19 protein-coding genes and 1 other RNA gene are annotated in these 22,446 nt (G+C 55.0%); 6 read left to right on the top strand and 14 right to left on the bottom strand.

The features are described 5' to 3' along the window. Positions 1–88 precede the first annotated feature (88 nt). Complete coding sequence (ftsH, locus tag ACUN9X_RS17855) at positions 89–2,041, bottom strand: ATP-dependent zinc metalloprotease FtsH (RefSeq protein WP_260038145.1); 1,953 nt, start codon at positions 2,039–2,041, stop codon at positions 89–91. A 197-nt stretch (positions 2,042–2,238) separates the two neighbouring features. Continuing rightward, positions 2,239–2,862, bottom strand: a complete 624-nt coding sequence (gene rlmE, locus ACUN9X_RS17860) for a 23S rRNA (uridine(2552)-2'-O)-methyltransferase RlmE (protein ID WP_260038146.1) — start codon at positions 2,860–2,862, stop codon at positions 2,239–2,241. A gap of 171 nt (positions 2,863–3,033) precedes the next feature. Between rlmE and yhbY the strand changes: the two genes are divergently transcribed. After that, positions 3,034–3,345, top strand: a complete 312-nt coding sequence (yhbY, locus tag ACUN9X_RS17865; protein ID WP_260038147.1) for a ribosome assembly RNA-binding protein YhbY — start codon at positions 3,034–3,036, stop codon at positions 3,343–3,345. 96 nt (positions 3,346–3,441) lie between these two features. Here the strand turns inward: yhbY and greA are convergent, their stop codons facing one another. The 7 genes from greA to grpE form a co-directional block, all read right to left on the bottom strand. Continuing rightward, a complete protein-coding gene (gene greA, locus ACUN9X_RS17870) occupies positions 3,442–3,921 on the bottom strand; it encodes a transcription elongation factor GreA (protein ID WP_260038148.1) in 480 nt (159 codons plus the stop codon). Positions 3,922–3,926: 5 nt separating this feature from the next. Continuing rightward, positions 3,927–7,142 (bottom strand): carbamoyl-phosphate synthase large subunit, encoded by a 3,216-nt coding sequence (gene carB / locus ACUN9X_RS17875; RefSeq protein ID WP_260038149.1) that lies wholly within the window; start codon positions 7,140–7,142, stop codon positions 3,927–3,929. An 80-nt stretch (positions 7,143–7,222) separates the two neighbouring features. Continuing rightward, complete coding sequence (carA, locus tag ACUN9X_RS17880; RefSeq protein ID WP_445473929.1) at positions 7,223–8,365, bottom strand: glutamine-hydrolyzing carbamoyl-phosphate synthase small subunit; 1,143 nt, start codon at positions 8,363–8,365, stop codon at positions 7,223–7,225. 346 nt (positions 8,366–8,711) lie between these two features. Beyond that, on the bottom strand, positions 8,712–9,518 hold the full coding sequence (gene dapB, locus ACUN9X_RS17885; protein ID WP_260038151.1) for a 4-hydroxy-tetrahydrodipicolinate reductase: 807 nt from the start codon (positions 9,516–9,518) through the stop codon (positions 8,712–8,714). A gap of 9 nt (positions 9,519–9,527) precedes the next feature. Further along, a complete protein-coding gene (dnaJ, locus tag ACUN9X_RS17890; RefSeq protein ID WP_260038152.1) occupies positions 9,528–10,658 on the bottom strand; it encodes a molecular chaperone DnaJ in 1,131 nt (376 codons plus the stop codon). A 172-nt stretch (positions 10,659–10,830) separates the two neighbouring features. Further along, positions 10,831–12,753 (bottom strand): molecular chaperone DnaK, encoded by a 1,923-nt coding sequence (gene dnaK / locus ACUN9X_RS17895; protein ID WP_260038154.1) that lies wholly within the window; start codon positions 12,751–12,753, stop codon positions 10,831–10,833. Between the two features lie 101 nt (positions 12,754–12,854). Continuing rightward, on the bottom strand, positions 12,855–13,487 hold the full coding sequence (gene grpE / locus ACUN9X_RS17900; RefSeq protein WP_445473930.1) for a nucleotide exchange factor GrpE: 633 nt from the start codon (positions 13,485–13,487) through the stop codon (positions 12,855–12,857). A 341-nt stretch (positions 13,488–13,828) separates the two neighbouring features. Between grpE and recN the strand changes: the two genes are divergently transcribed. Next, positions 13,829–15,508: a DNA repair protein RecN gene (gene recN / locus ACUN9X_RS17905; protein ID WP_445473931.1), complete on the top strand. Its 1,680-nt coding sequence runs from the start codon at positions 13,829–13,831 to the stop codon at positions 15,506–15,508. A gap of 244 nt (positions 15,509–15,752) precedes the next feature. Here recN and fur read toward each other — a convergent pair whose 3' ends face one another. After that, the gene (gene fur, locus ACUN9X_RS17910) at positions 15,753–16,163 is read right to left on the bottom strand and encodes a ferric iron uptake transcriptional regulator (protein ID WP_260038160.1); all 411 of its coding nucleotides are present in this window, start codon (positions 16,161–16,163) and stop codon (positions 15,753–15,755) included. A 121-nt stretch (positions 16,164–16,284) separates the two neighbouring features. On the opposite strand from fur, the gene ACUN9X_RS17915 reads away from it, so the two are divergent. After that, positions 16,285–16,611 (top strand): outer membrane protein assembly factor BamE, encoded by a 327-nt coding sequence (locus ACUN9X_RS17915; protein ID WP_260038161.1) that lies wholly within the window; start codon positions 16,285–16,287, stop codon positions 16,609–16,611. Between the two features lie 79 nt (positions 16,612–16,690). Here the strand turns inward: ACUN9X_RS17915 and ACUN9X_RS17920 are convergent, their stop codons facing one another. The 3 genes from ACUN9X_RS17920 to ACUN9X_RS17930 are packed head-to-tail and all read right to left on the bottom strand — an operon-like array spanning position 16,691 to position 19,059. Beyond that, on the bottom strand, positions 16,691–16,984 hold the full coding sequence (locus ACUN9X_RS17920) for an RnfH family protein (protein ID WP_260038162.1): 294 nt from the start codon (positions 16,982–16,984) through the stop codon (positions 16,691–16,693). Next, positions 16,981–17,427 (bottom strand): type II toxin-antitoxin system RatA family toxin, encoded by a 447-nt coding sequence (locus ACUN9X_RS17925; RefSeq protein ID WP_260038163.1) that lies wholly within the window; start codon positions 17,425–17,427, stop codon positions 16,981–16,983. Before ACUN9X_RS17925 ends, ACUN9X_RS17920 begins: the two co-directional genes overlap by 4 nt. A 45-nt stretch (positions 17,428–17,472) precedes the next feature. Continuing rightward, positions 17,473–19,059 carry a sodium-dependent transporter gene (locus ACUN9X_RS17930; protein ID WP_445473932.1) on the bottom strand — a complete coding sequence of 529 codons (1,587 nt, stop codon included), beginning with the start codon at positions 19,057–19,059 and terminating at the stop codon, positions 17,473–17,475. 164 nt (positions 19,060–19,223) lie between these two features. On the opposite strand from ACUN9X_RS17930, the gene smpB reads away from it, so the two are divergent. The 3 genes from smpB (at position 19,224) to ssrA (ending at position 21,707) form a co-directional block, all read left to right on the top strand. Then, entirely contained in the window at positions 19,224–19,706 is a 483-nt protein-coding gene (gene smpB / locus ACUN9X_RS17935; protein ID WP_260038165.1) for an SsrA-binding protein SmpB, read from the top strand. Positions 19,707–19,850: 144 nt separating this feature from the next. Next, positions 19,851–21,269, top strand: a complete 1,419-nt coding sequence (locus ACUN9X_RS17940; protein ID WP_445473933.1) for a wax ester/triacylglycerol synthase family O-acyltransferase — start codon at positions 19,851–19,853, stop codon at positions 21,267–21,269. A gap of 73 nt (positions 21,270–21,342) precedes the next feature. Further along, positions 21,343–21,707: a transfer-messenger RNA gene (gene ssrA, locus ACUN9X_RS17945) on the top strand. 169 nt (positions 21,708–21,876) lie between these two features. Here ssrA and ssb read toward each other — a convergent pair. Continuing rightward, a complete protein-coding gene (gene ssb, locus ACUN9X_RS17950; RefSeq protein WP_445473934.1) occupies positions 21,877–22,428 on the bottom strand; it encodes a single-stranded DNA-binding protein in 552 nt (183 codons plus the stop codon). Positions 22,429–22,446: the final 18 nt, after the last annotated feature.

Consider the following 22,446-nt stretch of genomic DNA (forward strand, 5'->3'; position numbering starts at 1 on the left):
CATTGCATCTCATATCAAAACAAAAACGCCGTCCCGCGGGACGGCGCCTTTCAAGACCTGTTCAGATCTTGCTTATCAGCACTTTGCTTTAATGCTCTCCGGCAGGACCACCAACACCCTCACTCGGGCGACGACCATCGTCCTTTTCACCTGACTCAGGCCCGACAGCAGATGTGCCGTCATCGTTGGTTCCACCATCGGCCCCCGGGCCATTCCAACCCTGGGGTGGCCGCGGCGTCTTGCCACTCATGATGTCGTCAATCTGATGGCGATCGATCGTTTCATAACGCATCAGCGCATCGGTCATCACCTCAAGCTTATCGCGGTTTTCGATAAGCATCTTGCGAGCCGTTTCATAACAGTCGTCAATAATCGTCCGCACTTCCTCGTCGATACGCTGGGCTGTTTCAGGCGAGTAAATCGTCTGACTCTGCCCGGCCGTGCGACCGAGGAACGGCTCTTCACTGTCGGTATCATACTGCAGCGGGCCCAGCTTTTCGGACAAGCCCCAACGGGTAACCATGTTGCGAGCCAACTCGGTTGCGCGTTTGATGTCATTTGACGCACCCGTCGTGACGCCGTCGAACCCAAGGGTCAGCTCTTCAGCGATACGCCCACCGAACAGACTGCAGATCTGACTGATCAGATACCGCTTACTGTGGCTGTAACGATCTTCCTCGGGCAGAAACATCGTAACGCCCAACGCCCGGCCACGGGGAATAATACTGACTTTATAGACCGGATCATGCTCTGGCGACAGACGCCCGACGATCGCGTGTCCGGATTCGTGATAGGCCGTGTTGAGCTTCTCTTTTTCATTCATCACCATGGACTTGCGCTCAGCGCCCATCATGATTTTGTCTTTTGCCAGCTCAAGCTCTTCCATCGAGACCAGGCGCTGGTTCCGGCGCGCGGCAAACAGCGCCGCTTCGTTGATAAGGTTCGCCAAGTCAGCACCCGAAAAGCCAGGCGTACCACGCGCAATTACCTTGGGCTCAATGCCATCAGCCAGGGGCACTTTCTTCATATGTACTTTGAGGATCTGTTCACGCCCGATAATGTCAGGCAGGCTCACCACTACCTGGCGATCAAACCGTCCGGGACGCAGCAGCGCAGGATCCAGAACATCTGGCCTGTTGGTTGCGGCAATCACGATAACGCCTTCGTTACCCTCAAAACCGTCCATTTCAACCAGCAACTGGTTCAGTGTCTGCTCACGCTCGTCGTGACCGCCGCCCATGCCAGCACCACGGTGACGACCAACAGCATCGATCTCGTCGATGAAAATAATACAGGGGCTTTGTTTCTTGGCCTGCTCGAACATATCCCGGACACGGGACGCGCCCACACCCACAAACATTTCAACGAAGTCAGAACCGGAAATCGAGAAGAAAGGCACCTTGGCCTCACCCGCAATGGCTTTGGCCAGCAGTGTTTTACCGGTACCCGGAGGCCCTACCATCAGGACACCTTTCGGAATACGGCCGCCCAGACGCTGGAATTTGCTCGGGTCGCGGAGGAAATCAACGATTTCCTTCACATCCTCTTTCGCCTCATCCACACCGGCAACATCAGAGAAGGTGGTCTTGATCTGATCTTCACTCATCAAGCGGGCTTTGCTCTTGCCGAATGACATCGGCCCTTTGCCGCCGCCACCGCCTTGCATCTGTCGCATGAAAAATACAAACAGCGCGATGATGATCAGGATCGGGAAGGACGCAACCAGCAACTGAGTCCAAATACTTTGGCGATCCGGCTCCTTACCAACAACCACAACGTTATTGGCAAGCAGATCATCCATTAATTTGGTGTCAGGCACCTGAGGACGTACTGTATCGAAGCGCGTGCTGTCGCCTCGTATACCGTGGATATCAAGGCCGTCAATTGTGACCTGCTTGACCTGTCCCTGTTGCACCATTTGTACAAACTGGGAGTAATTGACCTGCTGCCCACTCGTTGTGGGAGAAAAGTTCTGAAAAACCATCAGCAGTACGGCTGCAATAATCAGCCAGAGAACCAGATTTTTAGCCATATCGTTCAAGGATCGCCACCTGTGAATGTAAGGGCTACATGCCGTGCAACCCCGCAGACGGCACCGGCAAATAACCGAAACCGCCTTTTCTACAACCTTACATCAATTGTACGCCCTTTCACTAGCAACGGCTCAGTTCAAGACGACTGCTGTTTGCGAACAATTGTATCTTGCTGCACCCGAAGGCCCTTGCCCCCGCCTGGGTATCAGACCGCCTTGAACCCGCGGCAAACCTGATACACCTCCCTGGATCGCGAGCGTGAAGCACCGGGCTTACGACTCACAACGGAACTGAAACTCCCTCTCATATCCTGCAGAAGGCTATCAAAGCCCTCGCCCTGAAACACCTTGGCAACGAATACGCCCTGCGGTTTCAGCACCTGTTTGGCCATATCCAGCGCCAACTCAACCAGATCCATCGACTTGGGAATATCAACTGCAGGCATACCACTCATGTTGGGGGCCATATCTGAAATTACAACGTCAGCACGCTGATCGCCCAACATTTCCAGCAAGGCGTCGAGCACAGACTGCTCAGTAAAATCCCCCTGCAGGAAGTCCACTCCGGCAATCGAGTCCATATCCAATATATCACTCGCGACCACGCGCCCCTTGTGGCCTATGCGCTGCGCCGCAACCTGGGACCAACCGCCAGGCGCCGCACCAAGATCGACAACAAGCTGTCCCGGGCGGAAAAAGCGATCTTTATCATCAAGCTCAATGAGCTTGTAGCTTGCCCTGGAGCGATAGCCATCAATTTGCGAGCGCTTGACATATTCGTCGTCAAAGTGCTCTTTCAGCCAGCTTTTGCTGGTCCTGGAACGTGCCAAGGAAACCTCCAAAACAATAAAAAACAGGCGGTATCAGTCAGACCCCGCAGAACATAAGTAGTGCCGGCAATTCACGCACCCGACGCGCACTGATACAATCCCGTCAGTATACGAGATCGGCACTGATCGTGCCGCTCGAGATTTTAATCGCATTCATTAAGAGACTGTATTATGAGCCTGTCGCCGGAACAGCGTCGTGAGTACCGCGCTATCGCCCATCACCTCAAACCGGTTGTCATGATCGGCGACAAAGGCCTGAGCGAAAACCTCCAGAAAGAACTGGACCGCGCCTTGAACGATCATGAGCTGATCAAAATCAAGGTCGCCAGCCCGGACCGCGAAGAGCGCCGGGAAGCCATTGAAGCGCTGTGCCAGGAAGCCGGCGCCGAACTGGTCCAGATTATCGGCAAAATCGCGATCATCCTGCGGCGGGCCAAAAAACCGAATCCGAAACTGTCCAATCTTCAACGATTCAAGGACTGATCACCCCTGAAGCAAAAAGCCGGCGAATCCCGCCGGCTTTTTGCTTTAACAGGCACCGCACAATCAAGGCGATGCCAGCCTTTGAGCTATCGGTTACTAGATATGCTCAACCGTTTCAATCTCGTATTCGACCGTACCGGACGGAACACGCACCGCAACGACGTCACCTTCACTTTTACCGATCAGTGCGCGGGCAATCGGAGATGACACAGACAGCTTACCTGCCTTGATATCCGCCTCGTCTTCACCACAAATCTTGTAGGTGACGGTTTCATCCGTATCCACATTCGTGAGCGTCACTGTCACCCCGAAAATAACCTTGCCGGTATTATCGATTTTGGTGACATCAATGATCTGTGAGCCGGCCAGCTTGGATTCGATCTCCTGGATCCTTCCCTCAATGAAGCTTTGCTGCTCCCGCGCTGCATGATATTCCGCATTTTCTTTCAGATCACCGTGCTCACGTGCCTCGGCAATCGCCGCAATTACCCGCGGACGATCTTCAGACTTTAGCTTCTGCAACTCTTCCCGCAGGCTTTGCTCGCCGTGAACGGTCATTGGAACGCGATTATTCATAAGATTTAAATTCCTGCATGCAGGTCCTGGAGGCGACGTACCGTGCGCTCCGGACCGAATTTTATAGCGCGACAGAAGGCTTCACCGCCCGCAAGCGTAGTGGTGTAGGTCACCTTGTGGCGCAATGCTGACTGGCGAATCTGCGCAGAATCTGAAATCGCCTTGCGACCCTCAGTCGTGTTGATAATCAACTGTGTCTGACCATTCTTGATGGCATCGACAATATGCGGGCGGCCTTCGCGGACCTTGTTGACACGCTCGACCTCAATACCCGCAGCCCGCAGATGTTCAGCTGTGCCCGTAGTGGCAACCAGTTTGAAGCCTGCATCAATCAGATCCCGGGCCACCTTCAGCGCGCCCGGCTTATCGACATCACGCACCGATATAAACGCGGTGCCCTGCTCAGGCAAACGTTCGCCGGCAGCCAGTGCGGCCTTGGCAAAGGCCTCATCAAAGCTGTCGCCAAGCCCCATCACTTCGCCGGTCGACTTCATTTCGGGACCGAGAATCGGATCAACCGAAGGGAACTTGGCGAACGGAAAAACGGACTCCTTCACAGCATAATACTTCGGCACGATCTCGGTGGTGAAGCCCTGAGCTTTCAGTGACTGACCCGCCATGCAACGCGCCGCAATCTTGGCAAGCGAGGCGCCAATAGCCTTGGAGACAAAGGGCACGGTCCGCGAAGCCCGAGGGTTAACCTCAATGACATAGACCGTGTCGTCCTGCCACGCTAACTGGACGTTCATCAGGCCAACAACTTCCAACTCCAGCGCCATCTGCTTGACCACGTTGCGCATTTCGTCCTGCACCGCAGCCGGAAGCGTGTAGGGCGGCAACGAGCAGGCAGAGTCGCCTGAGTGCACACCGGCCTGTTCGATATGCTGCATGATGCCGCCAATCACAACATCTTCACCATCACACACCGCATCAATATCCACTTCAATAGCGGCATTCAGGAAGTGATCAAGCAACACCGGGCTATCATTGGACACCAGAACCGCGTTGCGCATGTAACGCACCAGCTCGTCCTCGTCGTAGACGATTTCCATCGCCCGACCACCAAGGACATAAGACGGACGCACCACCAGCGGATAACCAATTTCACGCGCCGCCACAATACCATCTTCATGGCTACGTACGGTCGCATTCTGGGGCTGACGCAGATCCAGGCGTGTAATCATTTGCTGGAACCGCTCACGATCCTCCGCACGGTCAATTGCATCAGGGCTGGTGCCGATAATGGGAACACCCGCAGCCTCAAGACCGCGAGCCAGCTTCAACGGAGTCTGGCCGCCGTACTGAACAATCACGCCCTTTGGCTTTTCGACATTGATAATTTCAAGCACATCTTCAAGCGTTACCGGCTCGAAATACAACCGATCCGAGGTGTCGTAATCCGTTGAAACCGTCTCGGGATTACAATTGATCATGATGGTTTCATAGCCATCTTCACGCATCGCCAAAGCCGCGTGAACACAGCAGTAATCGAACTCAATACCCTGACCAATCCGGTTTGGACCGCCACCGATGACGATGATTTTTTCACGATCCGTCGGCTGAGCTTCGCACTCTTCCTCGTAGGAGGAATACATATACGCCGTGGAGGACGCAAACTCTGCCGCGCAGGTGTCCACCCGCTTATAGACAGGACGCACGCCCAGTTCCTGCCGATGCTTGCGCAGACTGGCTTCAGAAATACCCAGCAACTTCGCCAGACGTGCATCCGAGAAGCCTTTACGCTTCAGACGGAACAGGAAGTCACGGTCGATTTCTGCCTTGCCTGCCGTTTTCAGCTCTGCCTCTTCGCGAATCAAATCTTCGATCTGCACCAGATACCAGCGATCGACATGGGTATTGCGGAAGACTTCGTCAACCGTCATCCCGGCACGGAACGCATCACCGATGTACCAGATGCGATTGGCACCGGGTACATTCAACTCCTGAATCAGGGTTTCCCGGCCATCCGAAGTGGTCACATCAACCATTTCATCAAAGCCGTCGGAACCGACCTCAAGCCCCCTCAACGCCTTCTGCATCGATTCCTGGAACGTGCGGCCGATCGCCATCACCTCACCGACAGATTTCATCTGCGTTGTCAGCCGGGCATCCGCCTGCGGGAATTTTTCGAAGGTGAAACGGGGGATTTTGGTGACAACGTAATCGATACTCGGCTCGAAGGAGGCCGGAGTGACGCCGCCGGTAATATCGTTCTGCAGCTCATCCAGGGTGTACCCGATGGCCAGCTTGGCAGCGATTTTGGCGATCGGGAAACCGGTCGCTTTGGATGCCAGCGCTGAAGAGCGCGATACCCGCGGATTCATTTCGATTACAACCATGCGGCCGTTGTCCGGATGTATACCGAACTGGACGTTGGAACCGCCTGTTTCAACACCAATTTCACGCAAGACCGCCAGGGAGGCGTTCCGCATGATCTGGTATTCCTTGTCCGTCAACGTCTGGGCCGGCGCAACCGTGATGGAATCGCCGGTGTGCACGCCCATGGCGTCAAAGTTTTCAATAGCGCACACGATAATGCAGTTGTCCTTGGCATCACGGACAACTTCCATCTCGTATTCTTTCCAGCCGATCAGCGACTCGTCGATCAACAGCTCTTTGGTGGGCGACAGATCCAGTCCGCGGGTACAGATTTCCTCAAACTCTTCGCGGTTGTATGCAATACCACCGCCGGAGCCACCCATCGTGAAAGAGGGACGGATAATGCAGGGGAAACCGATATCCTCAAGGACCTGGAAGGCCTCATCCATCGAGTGCGCCATGGAGGCACGAGGTGTATCCAGGCCAATGGCCTTCATTGCCGAGTCAAAGCGTTCCCGGTCTTCCGCCTTATCGATAGCGTCGGCGTCGGCGCCAATCATTTCCACACCGAACTCAGCGAGAACGCCGTGCTTTTCCAGATCCAGCGCGCAGTTCAACGCGGTCTGACCACCCATTGTCGGCAGCAGTGCATCGGGACGCTCTTTCTCAATTATTTTGGCGACCGTTTTCCAGGTAATCGGCTCAATATAAGTGGCATCCGCCATCGCCGGATCGGTCATGATGGTCGCCGGATTGGAGTTCACCAGAATAACCCGGAACCCTTCCTCACGCAGCGCCTTGCAGGCCTGAGCCCCCGAGTAATCGAACTCACACGCCTGGCCAATCACAATCGGGCCCGCGCCGAGGATCAGGACGCTTTTGATATCTAAACGTTTTGGCATTTCGTCGTAAACCTGTCAGCAGCTTGTTTCAGTCGTCAGCAGTCGCCACGCAAACCGTGGCCCATCGGGAATCCCGAAACTCAGGATTTTCCTGAGGCTGCCCTCTGGTCCATCAATCGGATAAAACCATCAAACAATGGCGCGACATCATGGGGTCCCGGGCTCGCTTCAGGATGACCCTGAAAACTGAAAGCCGGTCGATCTGTGCGGCGAATACCTTGCAAGGTACCGTCGAACAGAGACTTGTGAGTTATTTCGAGCGTATCGGGGAGGCTGTCACCATCAACTGCAAAGCCGTGGTTCTGACTGGTGATCATGACCGTGCCATCGTCCAGATTTTGTACCGGATGATTCGCACCGTGATGACCGTGCCCCATTTTCAGAGTCTTGGCGCCGCTGGCCAGCGCGAGCAGCTGATGACCCAGACAGATACCAAACACCGGCATATCGGTTTCAAGGATTTCCGAAATCGCCTTAATCGCGTAGTCGCATGGCTCCGGATCACCCGGACCATTGGAGAGAAACACCCCGTCAGGCGACATCGCCAGCACTTCGGACGCCGGCGTTTGCGCTGGCACGACAGTGACATCACAGCCACGGGAGGCCAGCATGCGCAGAATATTGAACTTGATACCGTAATCGTAAGCGACAACCTTGTACTTGGGCTGACTCAGCTCACCGTAGCCGTTATCGAGCGTCCAGTCCGTCTGGCTCCAGCGGTAGCTCGTTTTGCTACCCACTTCTATGGCCAGATCCATACCCTTGAGCCCCGGAAAAGCGCGAGCAAGCTCCAGCGCTTTTTCTTCGGTTGCATCCGGGCCGGCGACGATTGCGCCGTTCTGGGAACCTTTCTCTCTCAAAATGCGCGTCAGGCGTCGTGTATCAATACCGGCAATGCCGATCACATTGCTATCACGCAGGTAAGCTTCAAGGGATTGGGTTTTGCGCCAGTTACTGGCCATCAAAGGCAGGTCGCGAATAATCAGGCCTGCAGCCTGAATGCGGTCTGACTCAACATCTTCTTCATTCACACCGGTATTACCGATGTGAGGGTAAGTCAGCGTCACCATCTGACGAGCATAGGAGGGATCTGTCAGAATCTCCTGATACCCTGTCATGGCGGTATTAAAGACGACCTCGCCGCTGGTCTCTCCGTCGGCGCCGATGGCGACCCCTCTAAACAGGCTACCGTCTGCGAGCGCTAGGATTGCTGGTGAAGTCAATGCCGTTTCCTCTTCGTACCGTCGTGGCGTAGCGTTAGCGCCTCTGGAAGCACTAACCGGGAACACAGCCTGACAAATTCAAGTCGCAAAAAAGCGAGAGGGAGTCCAGAACTCCGTCCCGCTTTCGATCTCGACAGCTTTGTCGGCTGCGCGTGGTGCAGTTAAACCGCCTTATTGTAAGAAATATGGCGGACTGTGTCCACGACAAAAGCAGCGAGCAGGCATCAGAGCCACGACCAGACAAGGTGCGATTCACTGGATAAGGCAGCTAACCTTCTGTGAATCCGCACCTCAGGCAAATCACTGTCGCCATACCGGCCGGGCACGACAGTTTTGCCTATGCTTGTCAGGACTTGAGGCCAAGCACATCCTGCATGTCGTAAAGCCCGGAAGGCTTGTCAGCCAACCATTGCGCCGCGCGGGCTGCGCCTTGGGCAAACGTCATTCGGCTGCTGGCCTTATGAGTGATCTCGATACGCTCGCCCATACTGGCGAACAGCACCGTATGATCACCAACAACGTCGCCGGCACGCACAGTCTCAAACCCGATTTCCCGGGTTGAGCGCTCACCGGTGAAACCCTCCCGACCGTAGACCGCGCATTCTTTAAGGTCACGCCCCAGCGCTTCGGCAACCACCTCACCCATCCGCAATGCTGTTCCGGACGGCGCATCCTTCTTATGACGATGATGGGTTTCGATAATTTCAACATCATAGTCGTCACCCAGCACCTGAGCCGCCGTGCGAAGCAGGTTCAGCGCTACGTTGACCCCGACACTCATGTTGGGAGCCAGCACGATCGGCACGCTTTCGGCCAATGCCGCAATCTGGGCCTTATCTTCGTCCGCCAGCCCGGTCGTGCCGATAATGAGTTGCTTGCCGTGCCGCTGACAGAATGCTGCATTTTCAAGCGTGAGCGACGGAAAGGTGAAATCAATCAGCAGATCAAAGTCGTCGACGACATCTCCAAGCTGTGCAGCCATAGCAACACCCAGCTTGCCAACACCCGCAACCTCACCGGCATCAGCGCCGATCAACGAGCTTTCAGGATGCACAATCGCTGCCCCCAATGTCAGCCCCTCGGCGGAATCCACAGCCTCGATCAACACCTTCCCCATACGCCCGGCTGCGCCGGTTATCGCTACACGCGTCATGCGACCTTCCTAGAATTTCATTTCATCGAAAAAACTTTTCACGCCCTCAAACCATGAGGTTTTACGAGGCCCGTGATTGGTTCCATTCTTTCCGTCTAGCGTCTGCTGCAGCTCTTCCAGCAATTCCTTCTGACGCTTGGTCAACTTCACCGGGGTCTCAACAATCACCCGGCACAACAGATCGCCTGCCGGACCACCACGGACAGGGGCAACACCCTTGTTGCGCAGCCGGAACAACTTGCCAGTCTGGGTTTCCGCCGGAATCTTGAGCTTGACGCGACCATCAAGGGTTGGCACTTCAAGCTCTCCGCCCAATGAGGCATCAATGATGCTAATGGGTACTTCACAATATAGATTGCGACCATCGCGAGAAAAGATGGAATGCTCTTTCACGGCAACCTGCACATACAAATCGCCGGATGGCCCGCCATCGATACCCATCTCACCCTCACCGGAAAGACGAATACGATCACCAGTATCAACACCTGGCGGCACTTTGACCGACAGTGTTTTGGCCTGCTCAACCCGACCGTTACCGTGACACTTCTTACAAGGATTCTTGATTACCTTGCCAGCACCGCGACAGGTCGGGCATGCCTGCTGAACGGCAAAGAACCCCTGCTGCATACGGACCTGACCGACACCACCACAGGTGCCACAAGTTTCAGCCTGACTGCCTTTTTCGGCGCCCGAACCATCACAAAGGTCGCACTCGATATGACCCGGCACCTTGATCTGAACAGTCGTGCCTTTTACAGCTTCTTCCAGATCAAGCTCTAGCGTATAGCGAAGGTCGGCCCCGCGATTACTGCGACCGCCACGACCGCCGCCGAAGATGTCACCAAATACATCGCCGAAGATATCAGAGAAACTTCCGCCGCCACCGCCGCCGAAGCCACCCGCACCGCCCTGACCATCGACACCCGCATGGCCGAACTGGTCATAAGCACCACGCTTACTGGCATCCGCCAACACTTCATAGGCCTCGCTGGCCTCCTTGAACTTGTTCTCAGCGTCCTTGTCGTCCGGATTACGATCCGGATGATATTTCATGGCAAGCTTGCGGTACGCGCGCTTTATTTCTTTCTCGTCTGCATCCCGGGATACACCGAGAATCTCGTAATAGTCGCGTTTGGACATGTTCTGACACCCATATTCGACCCATCCGTTACGGACAGACCTGTGACTTCATCGCTAGACACATCAGAACCGCACTGAGGCGGCCCTGCTGCAAATTCGTTCACCTACAAACGCGCAAAACGCGGGCAGCCTCAGCCACCCGCGTTTTACGGTACTCACGAAAACATCGCGATTACCGCTTGTCTTCGTCTTTCACTTCTTCGAACTCGGCATCAACGGCATCGTCACCGCTCTGTGCGCTTTCAGATTGCCCTTCAGCCTGAGCACCTTGCTCGGCCTGATCAGCATGCATCTTCTGCGCGAGCTCAGAAGAGACTTCGGTCAGCTTCTGGGTCTTGGCTTCGATATCGTCTTTGTCCTGACCTTTCAGCGCTTCTTCAAGATCGCTGATTGCCGCTTCGATAGACGTTTTCTCTTCTTCGGTCACCTTGTCGCCAGCTTCGGAAAGCGTCTTGCGAACAGCGTGGACCATACCGTCACCCTGGTTACGGGTCTGAACCAGCTCTTCGAACTTGCGATCTTCCTCAGCGTTAGCTTCGGCATCCTGCACCATCTTCTCGATTTCATCGTCATTCAGACCAGACGATGCCTTGATCACGATGGACTGCTCTTTACCTGTTGCCTTGTCCTTCGCGGACACGTTCAGGATACCGTTGGCATCAATATCGAAGGTGACTTCGATTTGTGGCATGCCACGTGGCGCCGGCGGAATATCAGCCAGATCGAAACGGCCCAGCGACTTATTCTGGGTCGCCTGCTTGCGCTCACCCTGAACAACATGGATGGTCACTGCAGTCTGGTTGTCATCAGCTGTCGAGAACGTCTGCGACTTCTTGGTCGGGATCGTGGTGTTCTTATCGATCAGCGGAGTCGCAACGCCACCCATGGTTTCGATACCCAACGTCAATGGCGTCACGTCCAACAGCAGAACGTCTTTCACATCACCAGACAGTACCGCGGCCTGAATAGCAGCACCCATGGCAACCGCTTCATCCGGGTTAACATCCCGACGAGATTCCTTGCCGAAGAAGTCTTTTACCTTTTCCTGAACCAGTGGCATACGGGTCTGACCACCGACCAGAATCACTTCGTCGATTTCACTGCTATCGCAACCGGAGTCTTTCATCGCGACACGGCAAGGCTCGAGGCTGCGCTGAACCAGATCTTCAACCAGCGACTCAAGTTTGGCGCGCGTCAGCTTGACGTTCATGTGCTTGGGACCGCTGGCATCTGCCGTGATATAAGGCAGGTTAACGTCGGTCTGCTGACTGCTGGAAAGCTCGATTTTGGCCTTCTCGCCCGCTTCTTTCAGACGCTGCATGGCCAGTGAGTCGCCGCGCAGATCGATACCACTGTCTTTCTTGAACTGGTCAGCAAGGAATTCGATGACTTTCATGTCAAAGTCTTCACCGCCCAGGAATGTGTCGCCATTAGTAGCCAACACTTCAAACTGGTGCTCACCGTCAACGTCTGCGATTTCGATGATCGAGATATCGAAAGTACCGCCACCCAGGTCATAAACCGCAACCTTGCGATCGCCGCTCTTCTTGTCGAGGCCATATGCCAGCGCAGCCGCAGTTGGCTCGTTGATAATGCGCTTGACTTCAAGGCCTGCGATCTTGCCGGCATCTTTGGTTGCCTGACGCTGACTGTCGTTAAAGTAAGCCGGGACAGTGATAACCGCTTCGGTTACTTTCTCGCCAAGGTAGTCTTCAGCGGTCTTCTTCATCTTCTTCAGAATTTCCGCAGACACCTGTGGCGGCGCCATCTTCTTGCCTTTTACTTCAACCCATGCGTCGCCGTTATCAGCGCCAACGATCTTGTAAGGCACCATTTTGATGTCTTTCTGCACGACAGCGTCTTCAAACCGACGACCGATCAGGCGCTTGATGGCATACAGGGTATTGTTCGGGTTGGTCACCGCCTGACGCTTGGCAGACTGACCTACCAGAATTTCGCCTTCGTCGGTATAGGCCACGATGGATGGCGTGGTGCGATCGCCTTCAGCACTCTCAATAACCTTGACCTTGTCGCCATCCATAATGGCGACACAAGAGTTTGTGGTTCCCAGGTCGATACCAATAATTTTGCTCATTGATTCACTCCAGTTCTGTATTAGCTTTTCAGCTGATCAATTCTTAAATCGGGCCGGCTTGTTGACCGTTTAAAGCCTATATTGGCTCACATCGGATTTTTTCAAGCCTGCTCGTCAATTTTTGCGCCACCTTCGGGTTTGGCGATCATGACCATGGCAGGGCGCACCAGCCGGTCATTCAGCGTGTAGCCTTTCTGAATACAGGCAACAACGCTATTGGGCTCGGCATCAGGCGCAGGAACCATCGACATGGCTTCGTGCAGCTGCGGGTCAAATGGTTCGCCGACGGGATTCAACTGCTTCACATTGAATTTGCCGAGGCTGGACAGGAACAGCCCGAGGGTCATTTCGGCACCTTCACGAAACGAAGCAACAACGGCATCGCCGGAAGCAGCCTCGGTGCTTTCGACCGCCTTCTCCAGACTGTCAGCAACAGGCAGAAGCTCTTTTACGAACTTCTCCAGTGCAAACTTGCGAGCCTTCTCAACATCCAGTTCCGAGCGACGGCGAACATTCTGCATCTCGGCCTGTACGCGCAACACCTGCTCTTTCTGCTCGGCCAGTTGCTGTTCAAGGGCTTCAACTTCGCTTCCCTCCTGGTCGCTCTTTTCGCCACTGACACCACCCTCAATAACAACGTCGTCATCATCCAGTGCTGTCATCGGCTCAAACTCTTCGCGAGGGTCTCTCAACTCTTCCTCACCATTGTCCTTGCGGGTTTCATCTGCGCTCATCGGTCGCTCCTGATTTCAAATCATCTCTACGGCGGAAAACCGCCTTTGCCAAACAACGTGTCTGGGATATGGGGTCGCATGACGGTGTTTCAACTGCCACCCGAGTATTACTTGCAACCTGTTTTTTTACTGTATATATTCACAGTTACTGTATATTCAAACAGCCAAGAGACGCTGCAAAACGTAGCGAGCGAAGACCAGGCAAAGCGGACATTCGCGAATAAGCGCAGTTTACGTATCGTAAATGAGCATTTCGAACGGATTTCCAACGCCGCATGGCCGAGCGCAGTGGTTTTGCAGCACCCTCGATACATCTTGCGACAGGTAAGCCGGAGCGCCTTATGCTGAACCAACTCATCGTCTCCAACTACGCCATAGCGGAACGCGTTGAACTTCAGTTCCGCCAGGGCATGACAACCCTCACTGGCGAGACAGGCGCGGGCAAATCCATTGTGCTCGACGCCCTCAGCCTTGTGCTGGGCGGGCGCGCTGACGCCGGAGCCGTCAGGCACGGCGCAAAACGCGCCGACATTACCGCGAGCTTTGACGTCAGCCGTATTCCCGAGGCAACCAGTTGGCTTGAAGCCCATGACCTGGACGATGACAGCGAATGCATACTTCGCAGGGTTATCAGCAAAGACGGCCGCTCCCGCGCTTACATTAACGGCCAGCCCTGCCCCCTCGCCGATCTTCGTGAGCTGGGCGGACAGCTGATGGACATTCACAGCCAGCATCAACATCAATCACTGCTACATAAAGAAACCCATCGCAAACTACTTGATGAATTCGCCGACGCCCAGATACTGGCCGAGGAAACCCGACAGGCATGGAAACGGTGGCACCAAACCCAGTTGCGCCTGACAGAACTTCAGAGCAACCACGACGAAAACGAAGCACGACTGCAACTGTTGCGCTATCAGGTTGAGGAGCTTGACAGGCTTGCTCTGACTGACGACGAAATCAGCACACTTGAGCAGGAACAAGCTCACCTGAGCCATGCTGAAGCCGTAATGCAAAGCTGCCATAAGGCGTCACTGCTGTGCAGCGAAGATGAGCCCAGTGCAGCTGCACTCGTGCGCCAAGCCGTACAAATGATCGAGCAGCTTCCGGTTGAGGTGCCACAACTCAACGACACCTTACAAATGCTCACTGATGCCCAGATTCAACTCGATGAAGCCGGTAATAATTTGCGGCATTTCGTCGACGACTACGATGCGGACCCCGCGAAGCTCGAACAGGTAGAGGAACGTCTGAGCCTGATCTACGACCTCGCTCGCAAGCATCGAGTTAATCCGCAGGAATTGACGGCGCTTCACAATCAACTTGCGAAGGAGCTGGAAGCACTCGACGGCGGCGAAGGCAGTCTGGAGAAACTTGAAGCGGATGCGGAACAACTCTCGCTACTCTGGCAGGAGAAAGCGGACGCCCTGACAACCAGACGCGAAGCGGCTGCTACCCAGCTGGACTCCAGAATTGCTGAGGAGCTGGTGCGTCTGAGCATGCCGTCCGTGCAATTTGTCACACGACTGGCCCGCCATGAAAAGTCTGGCCCGTCACCGCTTGGCAACGAGGACATTGAATTTCTGATCAGCGCAAACCCCGGACAACCTGCAAGACCTCTCAGCAAGGTCGCGTCCGGTGGCGAGCTTTCGCGGATCAGTCTTGCGATACAAGTGGTCGTCGCCCAGACGTCCACTATCCCCACCCTGATTTTTGACGAGGTGGATGTGGGCATTGGTGGCGGCACAGCAGAGGTAGTAGGCCGCCTGTTACGGCAACTTGGCGATAACGGCCAGGTGATCTGCGTCACCCACCTTGCACAGGTCGCGGCGCAGGCGCATCAGCACTTGTTTGTCAGTAAATTCAGTGAAAAAGATGCGACTTTCTCGCGCATCGAAACACTAACCGAAGACGGCAGAGTGCGGGAAGTGGCGAGAATGCTGGGCGGTGTCGACATGACAGATCAGACCCTCGCCCATGCTCAGGAAATGTTTCAGAAAGGCCAGGCAACCCACCACTAAGTGAACCAGATTTGATTCCCCTACGCTCAAACCCCGGGCGTTTTTGGAGGCAGCAAACGCTGCCTCTTTTTTTTGCAAACGATTTGCACCAGTGCCGATCGCAACACGCCCTTAGCTGTTTGAGGGCGACACCCATCAGGTAACGCCAGACACCACAAACAAAAACGCCCGCAAGATCAAAAATCCAACGGGCGTCACTATTGACCGGCTTCGCGCCTCGGAGAAGCGTCGAATGGGCCTGCTCTTATTTCTTACTGGGCTTCACATAAAGAATCAGGCTGTGATCGACAATTTCAAAGCCGTGTTCTTCTGCGATCTTGCGCTGGCGCTCTTCGATAACCGGATCGCAAAACTCAATGACTTTGCCGGTATCGGTGCACACCATGTGATCGTGATGATCTTCGCCCGCCATTTCAAAAACGGCATGGCCACCTTCAAAGTTATGACGCAGCACAAGGCCGGCCGCCTCAAATTGAGTCAGTACCCGGTAAACAGTGGCCAGACCAACATCATCACCCGCTTCCAGCAGTTTCTTGTATACATCCTCAGCGCTCAGATGATGCTCTGACGCACTCTCGAGAATGTTGAAAATCTTGACTCGCGGAAGAGTAACCTTGAGACCGACTTTACGTAATTCGGCATTTTCAGATGACATGCTGCTGTTCGCTCTTTGGTGAACTGTCGAGTTCCGTTATGATAGCCATCGCGAAGACGGCTGGCTAACTTTTTACCTGCCGTCTGGCAAGCGTCCCAAAGATAGAGGATTTCACTACCTGATGCAAAAGCTCGCCGCTCTACTCGCCCTTGTCCTGCTTACCGGCTGTGCATTTCCCGGCGTTTACAAAATCAATGTCCAACAGGGCAACATTATAGACGAAGAAGCGCTCGCCCAGCTGACCGAAGGCATGCCCCGCAGTCAGGTGCACGCAATTATCGGGACGCCGGTTATGATCAACCCGGTCGATGCTTCGAGGGAATACTATATTTACACGTACCAGAAGAGTGGCGGGGACATCAACGAACAGCGCATCATCGTGTACTACGATGCCGACAACTACTCGCACTACGAAGCGCAGCTGCTCGACGAGACGCCCGCCTACTGATCAAATCGACCTTCGGCGACACTGCAACCCTGAAATCAGTGTCGCCTGAACACAGCCTCAAAAGCACCTGAAGCGTTGTTTATTTTTTACGGGCACGATTGATACGCGCCTGTTTCGGATCGATTTTCAAGGGCCGGTAAATTTCCACACGATCTCCATCTCGCAGTGGGTGGGTCTTGGGCAACTTGATCACTTTGCCGTAGATTCCCAGATCCATTGCCTCCAGGTCGATCTCCGGGAAAACCTGCGTGATGCCTGAAGCCACAACCGCATCATAAGCCGTCGCACCATCCTCAAGCACTGCCGACATAATTTCCTGGCGCTCAGGCGTCGCGTATGCCACTTCCACGCTGATTTGCGCTCCACCCTTCACTCTTTCACTCCTCCATACACCACAAGCGCCCTCTGACAAAACGCATCCACCATGGTATTCGCCGCCTGACTGAATACGGGGCCAAACGTCATACGCGCCAGTGAGCTGGACAACTCAAACTCCAGACGCAACACCACCTTGCAGGCATTTTCCTCCAGCGGGCGAAACTCCCAGACGCCGCGAAGGCGACGGAATGGCCCGTCAACCAGCGCCATCTCGATCATCGTTGGAGCATCGAGCCGGTTGCGCGTCGTCAGCCGGTGGCGAACACCACCCTTTGCGATATCAATCGATGCGAGAATTTCCGCTTCTGTCGCTTCATGCACCTCGGACCCACCGCACCAGGGCAGGAATTCCGGGTATCGCGGAACGTCATTAACCAGCGCATACATTTGCTCGGCGGAGAACCAGACAAGTGCGGATTTTTCGATAACTTGAGCCATTCCGATGCTTCTTTCTCTCAGCAGGTTTTGAATTGCCGACACATGTCAGGCGCTCTGATAGAGCAGATCATCCGGTACAGGTTCCTCACTTCGACCTTTCACCGATTCCTGCAAGGTTTCAGCAGGGGTTACCTGAGGCTCAGCCCCGGGCTCCGCAGGCATTGTGTCGGGCGGCGGGGGCGGCTCGGGCGTACCCGAAGGCAGCTGCTCATTATGTGATTCACACCAGAACGGCGGAGACGATGACGAACAAAGCGAACCTCCGGACTGGATCGCATAGTGGACCCCGATATAGAGAATGACGGCCGGCAACACCAGACGGATCACCCATTGCCAGATTTGCCTTACGAATACCGGACCTCGGCCGATCAACCGATTCGCCAGTTCGTCCGGCACGGCCCAACCCGCGAAGAACGCAAGCAATACGCTCACTATCGGAATAAGCAACGTACTGGTCAGCATCTCCATCCAACGGTAGATACTCCCCCCCAGGAAAGTGTCATCCGACCAGGCGTTAAAGGACAGCAGACTTGCCAGCCCCACTCCCCAGGCGGCCAGCCCGATGAGCAGCACGCTCCAGCCCCGAGGCGCCGCCAGCCGCTCCTGCAGCCAGCTGACAGAGGGCTCAAGCAAAGCAATGGAAGAACTCCAGGCCGCCAGCACGATCGTAACGAAGAATACCGTTGTGACAAATTGCCCGAACGGCAGTGCTGACAGGGCTTCTGGCAGTGCCAGAAAAACCAGATTAAATCCTTGCGTCGCATTGCCCTGATGACTGAATACCGCTGCATAAATTACGAGGCCTGCGACAATCGCAATCAACGTATCAAACAGCGCCACCGCCAGCACTGAACGTTTCAGAGGCGTCGTAGGTGCAGAATAAGCACCAAACACAACCAGCACGCCAACCCCGAGCGCCAACGTATAGAAGGCATGAGTCAGTCCCTGGCGTACCCCATTAAAGCTCAACTGTTCGGGCCGCATCGCTAAAAGGTAATTCATCGCAGCATCGATATTGCCGTATTGAATGCCGTATACCAGCAACCCGACAAGCAACAATACAAACAGTGGCATGACCACCCGCAGCGCTCGCTCAAGCCCATTCACCACGCCCTGCATGGAGGCCACCATCACCAACCCCAGGAAGAACGCATGCCACCCCATGAAAGATCGATAGTGAGCCGGGTCCTGCACCAGCGACGTCAGCACCAGCGTTAACTTGGCATCGCCGGCTCCGTCCAGTCGGCCGTAGGCCGCATAGAACACATAAGCCAGGCAGATACCTCCGATCACGGCGTAGAAGGACAACACCAGAAACCCCGCCAGCACACTCAAGCGGCCCGGCCATACCCATCGATGTGGTGCACCCGAGGCGCGGGCCAGCGTACCAAGCGCCAGCACCGCTCCATGACGCGCACCACGACCGATCGCCGCTTCAGTGAGCATTAGCGGCAGAGTTAACAACAACAAGCAGGCCAGATAGACAAGCAGAAAAGCACCGCCGCCGCTTTCTCCGACAATGTGGGGAAATGTCCACAGGTTGCTCAGCCCGACAGTCGCACCAGTGGTCGCCCAGAAGAAGGTGGTTCTGTGAGTCCAAGAGCCGGCAGGCGTCTGGTAACGTGAATGCATGAAGGGTCCCATTATTTTGGCAGCATTGTAGCGGAAACCCGCTACCAGATTCATTAACCCGGGCACGCCTCGTGACCCGCTTTGCAATACTAAGCTACAATGCATGGCTTCGCAGGGGGCCTGACCATGGCCCGTGACGTTTTTCGATCTCAGACCGAGCATTCATGAGCAAGCAGAAACCAGGCACAGGCAGTGGCACAATAGCCCTGAACAAGAAAGCCAAACACGAATACCACATCGAAGATCGCTTCGAGGCTGGCTTGTCGTTATTGGGTTGGGAAGTAAAATCAATGCGAGCAGGCAAGGCTCAGCTCACTGACGCCTATGTGCTGCTTAAAAATGGCGAAGCCTTCCTGCTAGGCCTTCACGTTACACCGCTGTCCACAGCATCGACGCACGTCATCGCCGACCCGACCCGAACTCGCAAATTGCTTCTGCACGCCAAAGAGATCGGAAAATTGTTGGGTGCCACTCAGCAGAAGGGACATACCTGCGTCCCGCTCGCGCTGTATTGGAAGAAAAACAAGGTGAAGGCCGAAATTGCCCTCGTAAAAGGCAAAAAGGACTTCGACAAGCGGCATACCGAAAAAGAACGGGACTGGGACCGCCAGAAACAGCGCATAATGAGAAACACCAACTTAAGCTAATCCGCTGGCTACCCTGTCGCATTAACGACCACTTCATTCCCTCAGCGGCCAGCACTATACTTTTCGACTCAGGGTGGGCCTGCGCTCCTGATTTGCTGTCCTGCGCGCCAACCTCACTCTCTCCCACGGAAGGACAGAGGGCTCATGACTCGCACCAGAATGACTGCCGTCGACCGCGCCTGGCTGCGCATGGAGTCGACAGAAAACCCAATGATGATCGGCGTTGTACTTGTGTTCGATCAGCCCATCTCGCTGAAGCGATTCCGCCACCTGCTAGAAGAGCGTTTTCTTCGCTTCAGGCGTTTCCGCCAAAGGGTCGTGCAATCAGGTGATCGCGCATGGTGGCAAGACGATCCCTACTTCAGCCTGGATAATCACCTGCACATTACCGGGCTGCCGGGAAAGGCTGGTCAAAATGAACTTCAGGCACTGGCAAGCGATTTAAACAGCACGCCATTAAACCCCCAGCGCCCGCTTTGGCAGATTCATTTTGTCGAGAACTATGGAGAGGGCTGCGCGCTTATCGTACGCATCCACCACTGCATTGCCGACGGCATCTCACTGGTCAGGGTGCTACTTGCACTTACCGACGATGAGCCTGACAGTAATCTCTACCAGCTCCCCACGCGCCCTCAACAGGCTCCCGATCGCGGCAAGCGCCTCGCGAGCGCCTCTCGAGAGATGCGCAACACAGCGGATGCCGGCATCCAACAACTGCGGGTCTTTGCCCGAAACGTCGCATCAAAACGGGGCTACCCTCTCCAGCTTCTGAAAACGTCCGGCAAAATCGGAATGGAATGCCTGAAGCTGGGACTGAGCCCCTCCGATCCGGACACCCGCCTGAAAGGCTCCCTGTCTGGTCGCAAGTTGGTTGCCTGGGCTAACCCCATGCCACTGAGCGACATCAAGAATACCGCCCGGGCCCTGCGAGGCACGGTCAACGACGTGCTGATGTCGGCTGCGACCGGCGCCATTCATCAGTATCTTCACGACCAGCACGAGCCACCACCCGATAGCGGCATCCGCGTCGCCGTACCCTTTAACCTCCGCCCCCTGCGGCAGCCGGTAGAAACACTGGGCAATCAGTTTGGCCTGGTGCTGGTTCCGCTGCCCATAGACGAGAGCTGCCCGCGCATGCGCTTCCATCAGGTTCAGGAAAACATGAACCGGCTAAAACGCTCCTGGCAGGCACAAGTCACCTACAGCCTGCTCGATCTTTTCGGGCGTGGGCCAGATATGCTAGAGCGACGGGCAATACAACTCCTAAGCAGCAAGGCTTCAGCTGTGCTCACTAACGTGCCGGGCCCCAAAAAACCGGTGTATCTTGCCGGCGCTCGAATGTCACAACCCATGTTTTGGGTGCCTCAGACGGGTGGCATTGGTATCGGCCTGAGCATCTTCACGTACGCGGATACTGTGCAGTTCGGCATCATTGTGGACAGGAAATTGAAAGTAGACCCACAACGCGTCATTGCGGCGTTTAATCAAAGTATCGCCGACCTGCAAGCCGCCGCGGGATCACCCAAAACCTATCCGGAAGTCGAGCGCCGCCGCGCCACCTGATACGCCGACAACTGCGGTAAACCGAGATAAACCTTGAAGTCACAAGGCCCGGGCCAATATACTGCAGGTGTAAGGGGACGACATGGCTTCGACGCTGGTTGCGAACCCTTGGGTGCATGTCGAGATGGCAGCCAATCTCGTTAATCCAAAGCTGCATATTAATAGTCGCAAACGACGAAAACTACGCACTAGCAGCGTAAGCTGCTAGTCGTCCTGACTGGGGCGCCTGTAACCCAGAAGTTACATCTCAGGACGTCATCGCTTACAGGCTGCTCTGTTATCCAGAGTTCACTGGCTAACAGCTAAGATCTAAAGAACTCGCCTCTTACACCCTGACCTTCGGGTCGTTTGAGGTTAAATTAATAGAGGGATACTAAGCATGTAGATCTTAAGGCAGAGTTCTGGCGGACGCGGGTTCGATCCCCGCCGTCTCCACCAAACAAGTACTAAAAAGCCCCTGATTTCAGGGGCTTTTTTTTCGTCTCCAATAAACCACTTCCACGCAATTTCATACGCAGTACATAGCCAACAACGCTCGCCTCAAAACGACAAAAGCCCGCAACTCAGTGCAGGCTTTTGATTGTAATCACTCGGAAATTCCTGATTTCTAGAATGGAATATCGTCATCAAAATCGTCAACAGGCTCAGGCATGCCCCCCTGCTGGCCCTGGTTGTTCTGAGCCGGAGGAGGCTGCTGACTGTACCCGCCAGAGCCACCGCCCTGCTGGGCCGCTGGCTGCTGTGGGGGACGTTGCTGCTGCGGGGCATTTTGTTGCGGAGCACTTTGTTGGCTCATTCCACTGTTGTCGCCACCGCGACTGTCCAGCATTTGCATCTGCCCATTGATATCGACAACCACTTCCGTGGTGTAACGATCCTGACCATCCTGCCCCTGCCACTTGCGGGTCTGTAGCTTACCCTCAATGTAGACCTTCGAACCTTTACGCAGGTACTGTCCGGCGATTTCAGCGATCTTGCCGAACATCACAATGCGATGCCATTCAGTTTTTGGCACCAGCTGACCGGTCTGGCGGTCCTTGTAACTTTCGTCCGTCGCCAGATTAAGGTTGGTCACTGCATTCCCGTTCGGGGTATAGCGCGTCTCCGGATCGTTGCCCAGATTGCCAATCAGAATGACTTTGTTAACGCCCCTTGCCATGTTCAACTCCCGTTGTTG

This window comes from Marinobacter sp. V032, assembly GCF_052645435.1.